Source organism: Treponema denticola (genome assembly GCF_024400535.1).
Lineage (GTDB): Bacteria > Spirochaetota > Spirochaetia > Treponematales > Treponemataceae > Treponema_B > Treponema_B denticola_C.
Window position 1 is genome coordinate 2,836,329 of record NZ_CP038800.1, and the last position, 16,476, is coordinate 2,852,804.

Annotated in this window: 11 protein-coding genes; 7 read left to right on the top strand and 4 right to left on the bottom strand. The window is 37.0% G+C overall.

Annotation, left to right across the window (positions count from 1 at the left end):
- The first annotated feature begins 18 nt into the window (after positions 1-18).
- From E4N78_RS13370 to E4N78_RS13380, 3 genes are read left to right on the top strand one after another with little or no spacing between them, the layout of a single operon-like run.
- Positions 19-561, top strand: a complete 543-nt coding sequence (locus E4N78_RS13370; protein WP_255811027.1) for an RNA polymerase sigma factor — start codon at positions 19-21, stop codon at positions 559-561.
- Positions 545-1,198: an anti-sigma factor family protein gene (locus tag E4N78_RS13375; RefSeq protein ID WP_255811028.1), complete on the top strand. Its 654-nt coding sequence runs from the start codon at positions 545-547 to the stop codon at positions 1,196-1,198. The genes E4N78_RS13370 and E4N78_RS13375 overlap by 17 nt, the downstream gene beginning before the upstream one ends.
- A complete protein-coding gene (locus E4N78_RS13380; RefSeq protein WP_255811029.1) occupies positions 1,188-2,867 on the top strand; it encodes a transglutaminase domain-containing protein in 1,680 nt (559 codons plus the stop codon). Before E4N78_RS13375 ends, E4N78_RS13380 begins: the two co-directional genes overlap by 11 nt.
- Here E4N78_RS13380 and E4N78_RS13385 read toward each other — a convergent pair whose 3' ends face one another.
- Positions 2,868-4,310 carry a TrkH family potassium uptake protein gene (locus tag E4N78_RS13385; RefSeq protein WP_255811030.1) on the bottom strand — a complete coding sequence of 481 codons (1,443 nt, stop codon included), beginning with the start codon at positions 4,308-4,310 and terminating at the stop codon, positions 2,868-2,870.
- 7 nt (positions 4,311-4,317) lie between these two features.
- Entirely contained in the window at positions 4,318-5,718 is a 1,401-nt protein-coding gene (trkA, locus tag E4N78_RS13390) for a Trk system potassium transporter TrkA (RefSeq protein ID WP_255811031.1), read from the bottom strand.
- A gap of 127 nt (positions 5,719-5,845) precedes the next feature.
- Here trkA and E4N78_RS13395 point away from each other — a divergent pair, with 127 nt between their 5' ends.
- Both E4N78_RS13395 and E4N78_RS13400 read left to right on the top strand, forming a co-directional pair.
- Positions 5,846-8,683, top strand: coding sequence for a PD-(D/E)XK nuclease family protein (locus tag E4N78_RS13395; protein WP_255811032.1), 2,838 nt, complete (start codon positions 5,846-5,848; stop codon positions 8,681-8,683).
- Between the two features lie 23 nt (positions 8,684-8,706).
- Entirely contained in the window at positions 8,707-12,093 is a 3,387-nt protein-coding gene (locus E4N78_RS13400) for a UvrD-helicase domain-containing protein (protein WP_255811033.1), read from the top strand.
- 205 nt (positions 12,094-12,298) lie between these two features.
- On the opposite strand, the gene E4N78_RS13405 is transcribed toward E4N78_RS13400, so the two are convergent.
- Together E4N78_RS13405 and E4N78_RS13410 are read right to left on the bottom strand one after the other, a co-directional pair.
- Positions 12,299-13,186, bottom strand: a complete 888-nt coding sequence (locus tag E4N78_RS13405) for an acyl-CoA thioester hydrolase/BAAT C-terminal domain-containing protein (RefSeq protein ID WP_255811034.1) — start codon at positions 13,184-13,186, stop codon at positions 12,299-12,301.
- 106 nt (positions 13,187-13,292) lie between these two features.
- A complete protein-coding gene (locus tag E4N78_RS13410) occupies positions 13,293-13,775 on the bottom strand; it encodes a ferritin (RefSeq protein WP_255811035.1) in 483 nt (160 codons plus the stop codon).
- Between the two features lie 265 nt (positions 13,776-14,040).
- Here E4N78_RS13410 and E4N78_RS13415 point away from each other — a divergent pair, with 265 nt between their 5' ends.
- Both E4N78_RS13415 and gltA read left to right on the top strand, forming a co-directional pair.
- The gene (locus E4N78_RS13415) at positions 14,041-14,877 is read left to right on the top strand and encodes a sulfide/dihydroorotate dehydrogenase-like FAD/NAD-binding protein (RefSeq protein ID WP_002666100.1); all 837 of its coding nucleotides are present in this window, start codon (positions 14,041-14,043) and stop codon (positions 14,875-14,877) included.
- A 13-nt stretch (positions 14,878-14,890) separates the two neighbouring features.
- On the top strand, positions 14,891-16,402 hold the full coding sequence (gene gltA / locus E4N78_RS13420) for an NADPH-dependent glutamate synthase (RefSeq protein ID WP_255811036.1): 1,512 nt from the start codon (positions 14,891-14,893) through the stop codon (positions 16,400-16,402).
- Positions 16,403-16,476: the final 74 nt, after the last annotated feature.

A 16,476-nucleotide genomic window follows, 5' to 3' on the forward strand; every position in this document is an offset into this window, starting at 1 on the left:
AACGTCTTGGAGTTCGGAATGTTTAAAGGGAAAGGTATTTTGAGGGCAACATCAGATGAAGACTTTAGAGCAATCTACGAGGCCCTTATGCCTGTTATTTATAAAGTAGCCTACAATATAGTCAGAGAAGGGGACGTAGCTGAAGATATCTGTCATGATTCTTTAATAAAAATGACAGAGAAAAAAATGGACTTTCCGTCAATGGATGATGCTAAGTACTGGCTTATTAGGGTTACACGGAATGCATCGCTTAATTATGTAAAAAGGTGCGGACGGGAACGAAAAGCTTATGCTAAAGCTCTAAAGGAAGACTCTCGTAAGGTCGATACTGGAGAGGAGATAGTATTAAAACAAGAGTCTATAAATTCCGTTCAAGCAGCTCTTGAAAAATTGCCTAAGAATTTAAGGGCTGTTTTACAGCTTAAAGAATACGGCAGTTTGAACTACAAGGAGATAGGGAGCATTCTTGGGATAAGCGAAGGTAATGTTAAGGTTCGAGTTTTTAGAGCTCGTGAACAATTATCAAAGTATATAGGAGAAAGTGATGTCTACATGCCCTGATAAAGATTTATATTCGGCCTATGTTGATGGAGAATTAGAGTCCCCATGGAAAGAAAAAATTGAAGACCATCTGAAATCTTGTGAAAAATGCAAGCTTATTGTGGAATTTTATAGGAGCATAAGTTTAAACTTATCACAAGCATCGCAGCCTGAGCTGGATCTTAACGGTTCTTTTTTAAAGTTATATGCCAAAAGGAAAGAATGTATTCAGAGGATGGAAAACAATCAAAAAAAAGCAGCTAGCTGGATGTATAAGTCTGTAAAAATTCCTATACCCGCTCTAGCTGCCGCTGCAATATTACTTTTTGTTTGTACTCCTATGGTTATGCTTAGCACAAGCAAAACTTTGAACGCTTCAGATAATGCGGATTTAGGATTTAAAACAGTTATGCCTATTTCTCAACCTTCTAAAACAGAAAAAAAATTTTCATTAAACGTTGCAAATATTTTTGGGATAAAAAAGAATGTTTCTACAAATAAAGAAATAAATCTTTGTGACTATATGAATTTTTATTTACCCCCAAAAGATTCTGATTTTGAACTAAACAATGTTTTAGGAGTAGATATAAAGTCTGATTCTATATTTCTAAATAATAAATCGACTGTAACTGCAACTTCTGTAAAAAATGGGCAATAGATTTTCTTATTTATTTAAAAAGGTTTTTATTTTTAGATTTACTGTTTTTCTTATTTTATTCGGTTTCTTTGCAGCTCTTATTTTGTATCTAACGTCTTTAACTGCTAAATATCCCTCGATAATAGAAATAACACCTCCTATTGCGGAAGCCGGTAACAATATAGTTATAAAAGGTGAAAATTTTGGGAATGAGATAGATTCTTCATGGATTGAAATCGGAGACTCCATTATTCAGGCTGAAAATTGTGATATTTGGACTGACACAAAAATAAGCTTTAAATATCCTGAATACCAAAAAGGCGGTCTATTATATGTAGTGGTACAAAATAAAAAATCGGCGCCTACCTTTATGGCCTCTGTTTCTTCTATTCCGGTTATAAGAGATAAAACAGCTTCAGGCGGCACTCCGTCAATTATTTCCATAAATAAAGATCTTGCCGAAATCGGCAGTATTATAAAAATTTCAGGCGAAAATTTTGGAGAAACAAGAGGGTCTTCACAGGTTCTGTTTGTATCGGATTTTAATCCGGCGATGATCCAACAGATTGAGCAAAAACAGGATGTTGAAGCGGCCAGATGTTCAGACTATGATTTCGATTTTGTTTTTTGGTCAAATGACGAGCTTCATGTAAGGGTGCCTGACGGTGCAGATTCAGGTATGCTGCTGGTTCTAACCTCTGCAGGAGCAAGTAATCCTGTTCCTTTTAGAATAAAGAATAAGGTTGGAACAAAGACTTATTCCAACAAAAAGAATTTTGCTCTTGCTGCTGAGGTAGACATTTCGAATATATCCGCCTCAGAAAAGAATTCTCTTTTTATAAAAGTCCCAATTCCTGCCGCTTCTTATTCTCAGAGGGATGTTAAAATTTTATCAATCACGCCTCCGCCTTTTGTTGCCGATTATCAGGGAGTTGCTATTCATCAATATGAAAATATAAAGGACTCGACAAAAATTCACATAAGGCAAGAATACGGTTTAAACACTTATGAGGTAAACACAAAGGTTAATCCTGTAAATGTCCGAATCAACTCTCAACAAAATAAAGAAATCTATGACAATTATGCTATCGCTACAGGATTTATTCCATCCAATGACCCTGTAATTCAAAAAACAGCCGCCGAAATTGTTCAAAGTGAAAAGAATCCATATAATAAGGCTAGACGCATATATAATTATTTATTAAAAAATGTTGAAATAATTCCGTCTTCAATATTGAACTCGGGGGATTCTCCGGTAAAGGCTTTAACCGAAAAAAAGGCAGATACTTACGATATAGCAATTTTATTTGCGGCTATTGCAAGAGCTGCAGGCCTGCCTGCACAACCTATAGCCGGCGTTTTGGTAGATGTTGCTCAGACCTGCTATCTGCATTGGTGGTCTGAATTTTATCTGGAAGGCTTTGGCTGGATTCCTGTTGATTTGGGGATGGCAAAAGCGATTCCCTTTGATATGGGTGTATCGCAAAGAGAAAGCTGGTATTTCGGGAATTTAGATGCCTTTAGAATAACTTTTTCACGGGGATTAAATATTCAGCCTCCTATGACCTCAAACAGTACAATGGTCTCTAAAGAAAGAAACTATGCTTTTTATAGCGCTTGGGAAGAGTATTCAGGTATAACTAAATATGATTCGGTATGGCGTATTCCGGAAATAATTGCCGTCTACTAGTTATCTTTTCCAAAATGCAGGCATAAAATAAATTATCATTGTGTATAATTCCAACCGCCCTGCAAGCATTATAAAAGAAAAGAAAATTTTTACAGGAGATGAAAAAAATGCAAAGTTTCCGACAGGGCCGACGCTTCCAAAACCGGGGCCTATGTTTCCGATAAGAGCAAGAGAAGCCGTAAATCCGCTCAATAGATCAGCTCCGTCGGCGGCTGCAACCAATGCTGTAATAAGAGTTAAGAGGAAGTAGCAAAACATAAAACCTGCAACGCTGTAAACTATGTCCTTTCTTCCCGGACGGTTATTAAGCTGAATACCGAAAACGCCATGGGGGCTTAAAAGGCGTTTTGCTTCCATTCCGGCCTGCTTTTGCAGGATTAGCCAGCGGATTACCTTGATGCTTCCTGCCGTTGAGCCTGAGCATCCTCCGACAAACATCAAGAAAAATAACACCATTTTTGCGAATTCGGGCCATGCGTTATAGTCGGCCGTTGAAAAGCCTGTAGTCGTTATTACTGAGGCAACTTGGAAAAAACTTTGTCTTAAACCTCCTCCGATTCCGTAAATTGGATAGATAGAAATAGCAATTAAAACGGTTGATACAAATACTATTTTAAGATAGGCTTTAAGTTCCGAATTATGGAAAAATTCTTCCGGATGGCCGGTAAACAGGTGAAAATAAAGGCTGAAGTTTACACCTGCCAAAATCATAAAGACAGCACAAATAATTTCAACCGACGGAGAATTGAAGGCTCCAACGCTTGCATTTCTTGTAGAAAAGCCTCCTGTTCCCAAAGAGGCAAAGGTGTGGCAGAGGGCTTCGAGGAATGGAAGGCCGGCAAGCATTAAGAGGATTATCTGAACTATAGTCATTCCAAGATATATAAACCAAAGAGCTTTTGCCGTGTGGGTTATCTTTGCCGTTACCTTTCCCTTGTCGGGGCCGGTAGTTTCACTTTTGATGAGCTGAAAACCTCCTACTCCTAAAAGAGGAAAAAGGGCAACGGTGAGGGCTACGATTCCCATTCCTCCAAGCCAGTGCATCTGGGTTCTCCATACATGCATTGTCATGGGGCAGGCTTCGACATTGGTAAGAATCGTTGCTCCCGTTGTTGTAAAACCGGACACGGATTCAAAGACGGCATCTGCAAAGTTGGGTATTACGCCTGAAATACATAATGGTATTGCTCCTAAAATACCCGCAGCTATCCATGCGGCTGCAACCAATATTATACCGCCCGAAACCGAAAGTCTGACTTTTTTGTTTCTCAAAAAAAAGAAAAAAACTGCTGCAACAGCAAAGACAAAGGCTGTAGGAATTAAAAAAGACGGAATCAAGTAAGCTTCGTTTTGATAGAGGGCTGTTCCAATCGGAATGATGAAGCTTATGGAAATTATTGCAAGAATCATAAAAATTATTCGGACATATTGTAAGGCTTTCATTTAAAATCTAATTACCTCCGAACATTTTTATAATTTCGTCGCTTCGCGAAGATTTTACTATAAATACAATTTTATACCCGGCCTTGACCTCCGTATCTCCGGTAGGAATCTGTTCTCCGTTTTCATCAGTAACAAGAAGAACAAGATAGACTCCATGCTGAGATATATCTTTTAGTTTTTGTCCGAGAACAGGGCTTTTTTCGGAGACTTGCAGTTCTATTATTTCAAGTTTACCGTCACCCATTGTATGAACGCTTGTTACGTTTTCGCTTACAAGATGGCTCATTATAGAGTCTACGACTACATCTTTAAAAGAAACTGCGACATCGACACCGATCTTATATGCAACATTTTCAAGTACGGCACTTTGAACGAGAGATATCGTTTTATAAACACCAAGGGTTTTTAAGTATGCACAGGCAATCATATTAAATTCATAGTTCGGTGTTGTGCATATTACCAAGTCAAATGAGTCAAGGCCTATTTCGTCTACAAAGGATTCGTCTGTAACATCAGCTTTATAGATAGAAGCTTCGGGGAATTCTGCAGCGACTTCCTTTGCCTTTTTATCATTGGTCTCGATAATGGAAATCTTCCATTTTTGATTTAGATTGATAGGTAAAAGTTTTGACAGAAATGATTTTCCTTTTGAATTTCTAAGCAGGTATTCTGCGACGCTTTTTCCTATTCGGCCCATTCCTACCAAAGCAATTTTTTTAAATTCTTGAGTTTCGAATCCTGACAACTCATAAAATTTTTTTATATGCTCAGGCTTTGTTAAAATTGAAACCCGTGTTCCTGCCGTTAAAATAGTGTCGCCTGACGGAATTCTATTTTTTCCGTTTTGCTCAACACTTACAACAATGAAGGGTATGTCAACATATTTTCTGATATCAAAAACGGCAAGGCCGTCCAGAGTGCTTTTTTCACAAACATTAAATCGGGAAAGTTCATAGTTTGAATTTTCAAAGGATAGAATGTCGCTGACGGCTCCGTGTTCGATAGCTTGAATCACAGCGAGGGCCGCTTCTTCATCGGGATAAACCAGAGCGTTTATACCCAGAGTTCTTTCTTCCGAAAAGTTTAGGGCCTTTACATAGTCTTCATTACGGACTCTTGCTATTTTTATAACTTGTGGGGCGAGGCTATCCGCGATGCCGCAGATTATCATATTGAGTTCATCCGAGTCGGTTACGGCTATCATGGCTTCGGCCTTTTTTATTCCGGCATCCAAGAGGATTTGAGTATCGTTTCCTGCTGCCTGTACTACCATACAGTCCAGCCTATTAGCTGCATGGCGTGCTGTGTCTTCATCTCGTTCTATCAAAACAACATCATGTTTTTTTCTTATAAGCCTGCGGGCTAATTCCGTTCCGGTAACACCGCCGCCAACTATAATTATTTTCATATTTTTATAGTACTATAAATTTTGTTTTTTGGAAAGGGCATAAAAATTCTTAATTAAAGTATTCTTAATTTAAGAAAAAAATAAGCTCTTAATAATTTTTACATTTTATGATATAATCACGTTTGATATGAACTTAATAGAACAAACACTAAAGACTTATGGACGGGATTTAAAAAACGTTTTTGTATTTCCTTCGAGGATTGCTTCAAGGCTGTGGTTTCAAAAATCGCTTAGTATTACCGGATTGGGAACCATTCCTTCTGAAAATTATATGTCGTGGGACGGCTTTAAAGAATCTTGTCTTGTCTCTCAGGCGGCTTCTTTAAGTCCCGTATCAAATACGGTGCGCAGAATTTTTGCCCAATATATAAGCCGTCTTAATTCGGAAAAGGCAAAAGACGGAAAACCGCTGTTTAAATTTCTTATTCCGGAAGACTATGCCGAAACTGGTGCCGTATTTTCCGAATGGATTGCAGGGATTTTACCCCAGCTTGATCACTTTGAAAAACGCTATGCCGATAAAAGTTCTGATTTTTCAAACGATGATGAAATGAGGGACTATATTGTTTTAAAGAATGAGTATACCGATTTTTTAAAAAAGAATTCTTTGTTTGAACCTTCTTGGGTTTCTTCCGAATTTTATTCATATCAAAAAAAATATATTATTATTTATCCCGAATTGATGGAAGATTTTGGTGAACATGCGGAGCTTTTAAGGCAGCAGGAAGAAATCAGCTATATTCCATGTCCTAAATTTAATCAAAAAGAAAACTTAATTGATGTTTATAAAAATTCCAGAAGCGAATTAAAAAATACCGTTTTACAAATCGAAAAACTTCTCAGTGAAGGAGTGAGAGCGGATGAGATTGCCGTAAGTGTTCCTGATATTGAAAACTATGCGGCTTATATAAAAAGAGAATTTTATCTTAGAGGGATTCCTGCAGAATTCCGTTCGGGCTTTAAGTTGGGACTTGAACAAGCCGGTAAACTTTTTTCCCTTATTTATGATTGTGTGCAAAATAATTTTGCTTTTGAATTTATAAAACCGATTGTTTTAAATAAGCACATCCCTTGGAAGGATAGGGAAGGAGCTGAAGCTTTAATAGATTACGGAGTAAAAAATAATTGTGCAGTATCGTGGAAAGAAAATAAAGAAGATACTGTTTATAAAAATATTTGGATTGAATCTTTTAAAATAAATTATGAAAGAGATGAAATTGAAGTTGAGCAAAAGGAAAAAGCGAGAGATTGGTTTTATAATTTTTATTATGCCGTAAATAGAATTTGCGAATCTAAAACTTTTACAGATTTACAAAAAAATTATTTTTTATTTAGAAATGAATTGATAGATGAAAATCTTTTTTCCGAAAAAGATAATGCAATCTTGGGCCGCTGTATTTCTTGTCTTCAAGAACTTTTATATTTGGAAGATAAGTTTGAAGCCTACATGCCCTGTGACAGGTTTAAGTTTTTTATTTCGGAATTGGATAAGGCTATCTATGTTCCTCAAAATACAGGGCTTGCCGTAAGTATTTTTCCTTACAGAGTTGCCGCCGCAACTCCTTTTAGCTATCATTTTGTTTTAAATTGCAGTCAAGACCATACAAATATTATTTATAATAAACTTTCTTTTTTGCGTAAGGATAAAAGAGAAGCCTTGGGTGTTTTTGAAACCGATGCATCGCCTTATTTTTTTGAAGCCTATACAGAATCTCCAAATACCGTTTTTAGTTTTAGTCCTCATAATTTTAATTCGTATTTGATTATAAATAATCTTTTTGAAATTTCTGAAGATGAAGAAATTAAAAATGCTGAACGGGTAAATAAAAAAATAGAAGAATTAAAATCCTATGATTCGTTTTTATTCGATTATCTCTTAAAGAAAGAAGAGGCTTCAGAGAAAACTTCTGCAATATATAAGATTCAAAAAAATGCAGTCTCAACATTTTCAACATTAAAGAGGAAAAAAGATTTTTCTTATTTGCAAAATTCATACGATAAGATTAGCGAAGAATTAAATTCATATATGGAAGAAAATTTATTTAAGGAAGGTTCTCTTAAATTAAGTCAAACCGATTTAAAAATATTTACCGAGTGTCCCGTTTTATGGTTTTTAGAAAAAGTTCTTTCCGTCTTTTCGGAAAACTATGATGCAGGTATCTTTGATGCCAGAAATATCGGCAACCTTTCGCACAATGTTTTGGAAATTCTTTATAAAGAGATAGGTTCAACGGATAAATATTTTAATTCTAAAAACTTAGATAATTATATTGAAAGAGCTTCTTTAATATTCGATGACCTTGCAGAAAAATCCATTGATTTTAGAGGTGCTTTGGCAAAGCCCTTTATTCAATCCTTAAAAAAGAGGGTTCAGGAAGCCGTCAATTTTGTTTTAGAAAGCGATGCTTCGCTTTTGGACGGATATGCGCCTAAGTGGGTAGAAGAATGGATAGAAATGGAAAATGACGGCATTTTATATCGGGGTAAAATAGACAGGGCTTCTTTTCCGCAGGATGAGAGGAGCGGAGTAATTATAGATTATAAAACAAATAATATGCCGGCTTATTCTTCCTACGGTAAAAAAAATTCAAGTGCGGAAGAAATAGAATTGACAGATTTTCAGATACCAATGTATATCTTCTTGGCTGAATCCAAATTAAAAAAGGATTCAACAAAAGAAAAGAAAAATTTTGAAACTATAGAACATGCATGGTTTTTAAGTTTTGTGCAGCAAAAAATAAACAAGGTTGTAAACGATAATGAAGCTATTCCTGTTACACGGAGCGGATCTGAAAGAACCCGTGAAGATTTTCAATCTTCAATCGATGCATTTATTAATGAAGCAGAAAAATTTGCAGAGCTTATGAAAACCCAAGATTTTACAAAACCTTCTACCGTTTCATTTGAAACATGCAGTACATGCGGGTTTAAACATATTTGCAGAACAGCTTATTCGGTTAAGTAAATTTTATTGGAGATAAGATTAAGATGAATGATTATATAAAAAATATAATGGATAGCTTAAATGAAAATCAAAAAAATGCGGTAAGCGTTGAAAAAAATTCCGTAATTGCTGCGGGAGCCGGTTCCGGAAAAACGAAAGTTTTGGCTGCGCGCTATGTTTATTTTGTTGTTGAAAAGGGTGTCAGCGTAGAAAAAATAATAGCTCTAACATTTACCGAAAAAGCCGCAGCCGAAATGCACAAAAGAATTTATACCGAGTTAAAAAAAATAGATCATCCTAATGCAAAAAACGCTATCGAAAAATTTCATCTTGCAAAAATTTCGACGATAGATTCTTTTTGCAATAGAATAGCAAGAGATGCATGTAGAAACTTAGGTATTTCTCCCGATTTTACCATTGATAATACCGAATCGGAAAAGCTGGCTTACCGCATAGGCTTGGATTTCTTTTTGAAAATGCGCTCGGATAAAACGATGCAGTTTTTTTTGGGTGATAACGGAATAGATGATTTTGTGTCGGGCCTTTTTGTAAAATTATTAAGTAATTATGTTTTGATTTCAAAACCAATCGATTTTAAAAAAAGTTTGGAAGCTCAAATAAAATATCATGATGATGAAGAAAGAAAAACTCTAGCTGAATGTTTTGATGTTTTTGAATTTATAAAAGAAAACGATCCTTCTAAAAATTTTACGGAAGAAGCTATTAGCGAGTTTTCTACCCTTCCTCATTTTCCAGAATCGGCAAAAGATGAAGCCTTTATTAAGCTGCTTCCTACTGTCGACAAAATTTCTAAAACAGCAAAAGGTAGAGGAAATGATACCGTAAAAGAAATAAAAGAAAAATTAAAAGTCATATATGAAAAACTTGTGTGTATTTATAATTTTGAGTACTCGCGTGAGTTCTTGGCTCCTTTTTTTGATATGCTTGAAGAACTTCAAAAAGAATATATATATGAAAAAAAACAGCGAGGTCTTTTAACTTTTTCGGATGTGTCACAACTTGCTGTGGATGTTTTGATAAATGATGTGGACTTAAGAAACTTTTATAAAAAGAATGCAGACATTATTATGATAGATGAATTTCAAGATAACAATAGTCTGCAAAGAGATTTACTTTTTTTAATTGCAGAAAAATTTGAACGCTCCGAAAAATCCGTTCCCGGTCCTCAGGAGCTTTGTCCCAATAAACTTTTTTTTGTCGGAGATGAGAAGCAGTCGATTTATGCTTTTAGAGGGGCTGATGTTTCCGTATTCCGAAAACTTGCGGACGATATTTCGGATAAAGAAAGACTTGCCGCTACAAGGCTTTTGATAAATTACCGCACGGAGCCTTCTCTTATAAATTTATTTAATACAATATTCTCCAAAGTTTTTTATTCCGAGATAAATAAGCCCTTAGAAAAAAACGGATTTGTTCCTCCATATGAGGCGGAATATGTGCCGACTGAAACTAGAGCTCCCGTAAAAGGCGTTGAACCGAAAATTGAAATAATGTTTTTTGATAAAAAAAGATTTAATGTATTGGAAGATTTAAGCCGGTTTCTTAGTCCTGTAGAAACGGAAGCCTTTTATCTTGCAAAAAGAATTTTAGAATTGCATAATCAAGGTTTTAAAGTTAGGGACGGTAAATCTGCAAGAGCTTGTTCATGGAGCGACTTTGCCGTCTTGCTTAGAGCTTCTACAAAGCAAAGTACATACGAGAGAGTTTTCCGCAATTTTGGTATTCCTTATAGGAGTGTGCAGCAGAGAGGTTTATTTAATGATGCACCTATAAATGATATTTATGCTATGCTTAAAATTATAGCCTATCCTTCCGATAAAAAAACTTATGCTCAAGTTTTACATTCGCCTTTTGTAAATATAGATGATGATGCCTTTGCAGTTTTACTTTTAAATTTTACAAAAGCCTTCGATATTTCTTTAGCGGAAAAATTAAGCGGAAAAAATAAGGATGCCTATTTGCGGGCTTGCGATTTATTTGCTCGCTTGAATAAAAATGTTGTAACTATGAGTTGTGCCGAGTCGGTCACATATCTTTGGTATGAAGAAGCTTATAGATATTTTTTATTGAGCAATGAAGAAAATCATCACTATATGGATTTATATGATTACCTTTTTGAGCTCGCCTGCCAAGCCGATATAAACGGATTAACTTTTTCTCAATTTATTGATTTGCTTTCATCTCATATTGAAGATAATGAAAGGCTTGATGATATGGAGGTTCCCTTAGATGATGAAAAAGACTCTGTTCAATTTTTAACTGTGCATAAAAGCAAGGGTTTGGAATTCCCTATTGTTATAGTTCCCGACTGCGGGAATAGGGGTATCCCTGAAAAAAAAGAGGGACTCGTTTTTTATAATGAAGATATGGGGCCTGTTTTGTATTCTCCCAAGGCTCCGGACTTGTCTGCGAAAGCTGGCAATCTGATTTTTGAATCCTTGCGTGATAAGGCTAATGCAAAACTTATTGCCGAAACGAAACGGCTTCTTTATGTTGCAGCTACAAGAGCCGAATCCTATTTAATTATAAGCGGTGTATATAATCATTTACAAAATGAAGATAACGATTGTTCATCTTCAGATTCGAGAAGCCTTGAAGAAATAAAAACCTTGCTTACACTTTCGGATAAGACTATAAGCTTTTTTGAGTTGCTTTTGCCTGCTCTTCCCGATGAGCATGAAGATATTGTTTTTAATGAATTCTTACCTCTTGAAAGAGAGGCGTTATTTAACAATTCCAAAAAGCAAAAATGCGAAAGAATAAATTTTGAAAAACTTTTTGCCTCTTCTAAGGTAAAAGAATTTAATCTTGCGGAAAAAAGAATAACAACCGCTACAGGTCTTGCTCATGAGGTAAATAAAAAATCAAGAGAAGGTTATTTGTATTCTTTAACTTCCGAAAAAGATAAGCTGCCTGATTCTTTTGAAGATAGAGATGAACAAAAAGAATTTACGGCTGCCGAGCTGGGAACTCTTACCCACTCCCTAATAGAAGCCCGTCTTTTAAATAAGGAATTTATCTATCCGAAAGGTCATTCCGAAGTTGAAAGAAAAAAGATTTATGCTTGGGCAGATAATTTCTTTAATTCGGATATGTATGCTCTAGCAAAAGAGGCCGAAAAATTAAAAAGCGAATACGGTTTTTTAACGGATTATGAAGGACAAATTGTAAGCGGGCAGATAGACTTACTGTTTAAAAAAGACGGAATAGTCTATGTTGTAGATTATAAAACCGACGAAATAGAAAACCCCGATGCACACCTAACTCAGCTGAAGATTTATAAAAAAGCCGCCTTCGATCTTGCAAAAACCGAATCGGAAAATCTTAAAGAAAATTCTGATAAGCCCATCGAGGTTAAGACATTTATCTTCTATCTAAAAACAGGACACTGTGTTGAGCTTGAAACATAGGTAATGTAGTGTTTTAGACAAACCGGAGAAAGCCGAAGGCTCCGGACTGAAAATCTACCGTTTCGGATCAATGTGCTTTTCTTTTAATTTTTCTAAAAAAGAATGATACCTTGAGAGAAAGGTAAGTGTCTTAGCTTCGAAGCTCCGCCGGCTGTACGCCTCGAAACCTTGTTAGTTATACCCTAGCCTTTGACCACATCTCTTTTTACCATTTTTTTAGCCAGTCGAGAGTTTTATTAAAAGCATCTATACGGGTGCGGTTACATTGTTTGCTATATTTACGCTCTATCTTAAAATACTTTAGCCTGTGCTTTAATCTAACACCGGCAAGGTTAAATGGAAGAAGATAGTGACTGCTGAAGTGATATATGATATGTTCTTTTTTGTACTTAAAATAATTAGAAGAAAGTCTATCCATAATCTGCTCGCCTGAGAACTTTGAGGGCCATATTCTATCTTCATCGGAGCTCATAATTAAAATATTACCGTGAATTTTTTCTACAGGAATAATAGAATCGGCTGAGGCCTTAATCATTTCTTCACGGAAAATATCAGCGGTTTCTTCTTTTTTGGTAAAAATCATTTGAAACAAAAGCTTAATTCGGTTTATTTTAGGAGCTGATAAACAGGCTAAATCTTTACCTCCTAAACTTAAAAAGGATCCGCTCATAAATCTTTGCTTAAAAACCGAACCTGCCCGGCTGTATGCAGGTAAAACATGGTGAGAAGGCGAAACTGCAATTACACAAGATAAGTTAAAGAAGGAAGCGGCTGTAAGAGCATAAACGGCACCCTCAGCAAATCCCCAAATACCTACCTTAGAAAAACCCATCCTGTTTAACTTATCTAAGGCTTTTTCAACATATTCTAAAGGTATATGGGCCGGCTCTCGAACGGTTCCCTTTTCACCGAAATAAGCTAGAGCCAATGAGTTGATACCGTTTTTTGAGAAAAGCTCTGCCATTATCTTTGCAGATAAATACTCTTCTTCAAGGTTCCCTACAAAAATAAGAGCCTTTGTTTTTGAAAAGGCCTTTTCAGGTAAAAAAAGTGAGCCGCAAAATCCGTCAATTTCCATATTAAATTTAATCATCAGCAGTCCTATTATAAAAATGGATTATAAACCGAAAAAATAAGAAATTCAAGCATTGATAAAATAAAAAACCGGCCATAAGGGGCCGGTTTCCAATTTTTAAAATTTAAGTTCTCGCCGCAAGTTCTTTGTCTAAGATCATCAGACTGGCATTGTTATCAATATACTTAAATTTATCCAAGATAGCCGTAACATTGGCTTCTTCTTCAACCTGCTCATTAATAAACCATGTTAAGAAGGCTTGGGTTTTATAATCTTTTTCAGCAAGAGCCAGTTCATAAAGGCTTGTAATTGAAGCCGTTACAAATTTTTCATGCTCTAAGACTTTTTTTATTACATCGATCGGTTTTCCGTATTCTGTGCTTTGAGCTTTTATCGCACCTAAAATCGGCTTTGAGCCTATTTCAAATAAGTACCTGTATATTTTTAAGGCATGTTCCATTTCTTCCTTAGCTTGTTCCTTCATCCAATGAGCAAAGCCTAAAAGAGCCTCTGCTTCAAAATGTACTGCCATTCCAAGATAAAGATAAGCCGATTCCATTTCCTTATTTATCTGTTCGTTTAAAGCTTTTGTAATTTTTTCATTCATAATATTTTCCGCCTTATATTTATATGATAATTTAAAGATAATACTATTTTTGTTCCTAGTCAAGTAAAAAAAGGTTTTTAACTATCTAATATCTAAATATTTAGACTTAATTAGTCTGTTCTATAAAATTCAAAAGAATCCGCCTGTTGCAAGATTTTTTGAATTTTGATATAATAACCTGTTAAGGTTGTCATTGATTTGAAGACTTGTCTAACATCTTAAATCATTATTTTTTTATAGATTATAAACCTTAAGGAGTATGATTATGCACAAAATACTTGAAAAACGGCAATATTCGCCTGAGGTTTTTTATTTGCGCGTTGAAGCACCGGAAATCGCAAAAAACAGGCATCCGGGGCAGTTTGTAATCGTTCAAATAGATACCAACTTCGGCGAAAGAGTTCCCCTCACGATTGCCGATGCGAACGCCGAAGAAGGCTGGATTGCCCTCGTTATTCAGGCCGTAGGAGCCACAACCATCAAACTTTGCAACAAAAATGTAGGTGATTCTATCGCTGCAATTTTAGGCCCTCTTGGACGCCCCTCCCACATCACAAAGTGCGGAACGGTTGCCTGTGTCTGCGGAGGTATTGGTGTTGCCCCCATGTACCCTATAGCCCAAGCTTTTAAAGAAGCAGGAAACAAACTCATAGTTATCATCGGAGCAAGGAACAAGGACTTAATCGTTTTTGAAGATGAAATGAAAGCTATTGCCGATGAGCTCATCATTACAACCGATGACGGTTCTTATGGAAGAAAGGCCCTTGTAACCGTACCCTTAAAAGAGCTCTGTGAAAGTCAAACGCCTCCCGACGAAGTCTTTGCAATCGGCCCGCCCATAATGATGAAATTCTGTGCCGAAACCACCCGTCCATTCGGAATAAAAACAACGGTTTCACTTAACACGATTATGATTGACGGTACGGGAATGTGCGGCGGCTGCCGTGTAACCGTAGACAATCAAATCAAGTTCGTATGTGTTGACGGCCCCGAATTCGACGCCCACAAGGTTGACTTTGATAATATGATGATGAGAATGAAGGCCTTCCGCGGACGCGAAGATCAGGATAGGCATAAGTGCAAGTCCGGTATTTTTAATTAAGGAGCGGAAAAATATGGAAAATATAAATAAAGAATGTCATAAACACGTAACCCATGAAGAGCTTTCAGATCGGGCCAAACAGCTTTGGGCCGATTTAAAGGGCAAAACCTTAACCCCTAAAGAAAGGGCTCAGATTCCTATTCAGGAAATGCCTACCCTCGATCCCCATAAAAGAGCCTCATTGATGAATGAAGTTGCCATGGGCTACACCGATGAACAGGCCCGCATTGAGGCGGAAAGATGCTTAAACTGCAAAAACAAGCCCTGCGTTAAAGGCTGCCCCGTAGGTATACCGATTCCTGAATTTATTGCCGAAATCCAAAAAGGCGATTATAAAAAGGCTGTCGATATTATAAAAACAACAAACCTCTTACCTGCAATTTGCGGACGCGTTTGTCCACAAGAAAAGCAGTGCCAGGCTTTTTGTACTGTAGGTAAGATGCTCAAATCCACGGAACAGGCTGTAGCCATCGGCCGTCTTGAACGCTTTGTCGCCGACTGGGAAAGAAACAATAATAAGATTACCATTCCGCCCGTTGCTCCCGAAACCGGAAAAAAAGTTGCTATCATCGGTTCAGGCCCTGCCGGTTTGACCGTTGCAGCAGATGTCCGCAGGGAAGGCCACTCGGTAACCGTCTTTGAAGCCTTTCACAAAACAGGCGGCGTTATGGTTTACGGAATCCCCGAATTCCGCTTGCCGAAAGAAATCGTTGCAAAGGAAGTCGAAAACCTCGAAAAGATGGGCGTTGAATTCAAAACCAACTTCTTGGTAGGAAGAACCGAGACTCTTGAGCAGCTTTTAAAAGAAGACGGATATGATGCCGCCTTTATCGGAACCGGTGCCGGTCTTCCCAAATTTATGGGAATTGAAGGCGAAAACCTCATCGGTGTTTTTAGCGCAAACGAGTATTTGACAAGGGCTAACCTCATGAAAGCCTATGATGCAACACACTCCGATACCCCTCTTTATGAGGCTGAAACCTTGGCCGTAATCGGAGGCGGAAACGTTGCTATGGATGCTGCCAGAATGGGCTACCGCCTTGGCTGTAAAAAAGTCTACTGTATTTACCGCCGAACCCGTGCAGAAATGCCGGCCCGAATCGAAGAAGTTGCCCACGCCGAGGAAGAAGGCGTAGAGTTCTGCTTCCTTCAAAACCCCACAAAAATAATCGGAGATAAAGAAGGAAAGGTTTGCGCAATAGAAGTTTTAGACTATGAATTGGGCGAACCCGATGAGTCAGGCAGAAGAAAGCCTGTAGCAAAACCCGGAACAGAGCACCAAATAAAGGTAGATGCCGTAATTGTTGCCCTCGGAAACGACTCAAACCCCCTTATGTCTCAAACAAGTCATGGCTTGGAAGTTACCAAAAAAGGAAATATCGTCGTTGACGAAAACCAAAAAACCTCAATCGAAGGAGTTTGGGCAGGAGGCGACATTGTTTTAGGTGCCGCTACCGTAATTCTTGCAATGGGTGAAGGCCGAAAAGCCGCTGCTGCAATAAATGAGTATCTAAAGACAAAATAATAGTTTATTTACTGATAGTTTAAATAAAAAAACGCCCTGTAAGATTTTATATCTACAGGGTGTTTTTTTTAAGC

Coding starts and splice junctions, on each gene's coding strand:
- E4N78_RS13395 (WP_255811032.1), top strand. CDS start 5,846: ATGAACTTAATAGAACAAACACTAAAGACTTATGGACGGGATTTAAAA.
- E4N78_RS13415 (WP_002666100.1), top strand. CDS start 14,041: ATGCACAAAATACTTGAAAAACGGCAATATTCGCCTGAGGTTTTTTAT.
- E4N78_RS13370 (WP_255811027.1), top strand. CDS start 19: ATGTTTAAAGGGAAAGGTATTTTGAGGGCAACATCAGATGAAGACTTT.
- E4N78_RS13405 (WP_255811034.1), bottom strand. CDS start 13,186: ATGATTAAATTTAATATGGAAATTGACGGATTTTGCGGCTCACTTTTT.
- E4N78_RS13375 (WP_255811028.1), top strand. CDS start 545: ATGTCTACATGCCCTGATAAAGATTTATATTCGGCCTATGTTGATGGA.
- E4N78_RS13385 (WP_255811030.1), bottom strand. CDS start 4,310: ATGAAAGCCTTACAATATGTCCGAATAATTTTTATGATTCTTGCAATA.
- E4N78_RS13400 (WP_255811033.1), top strand. CDS start 8,707: ATGAATGATTATATAAAAAATATAATGGATAGCTTAAATGAAAATCAA.
- E4N78_RS13410 (WP_255811035.1), bottom strand. CDS start 13,775: ATGAATGAAAAAATTACAAAAGCTTTAAACGAACAGATAAATAAGGAA.
- E4N78_RS13380 (WP_255811029.1), top strand. CDS start 1,188: ATGGGCAATAGATTTTCTTATTTATTTAAAAAGGTTTTTATTTTTAGA.
- gltA (WP_255811036.1), top strand. CDS start 14,891: ATGGAAAATATAAATAAAGAATGTCATAAACACGTAACCCATGAAGAG.
- trkA (WP_255811031.1), bottom strand. CDS start 5,718: ATGAAAATAATTATAGTTGGCGGCGGTGTTACCGGAACGGAATTAGCC.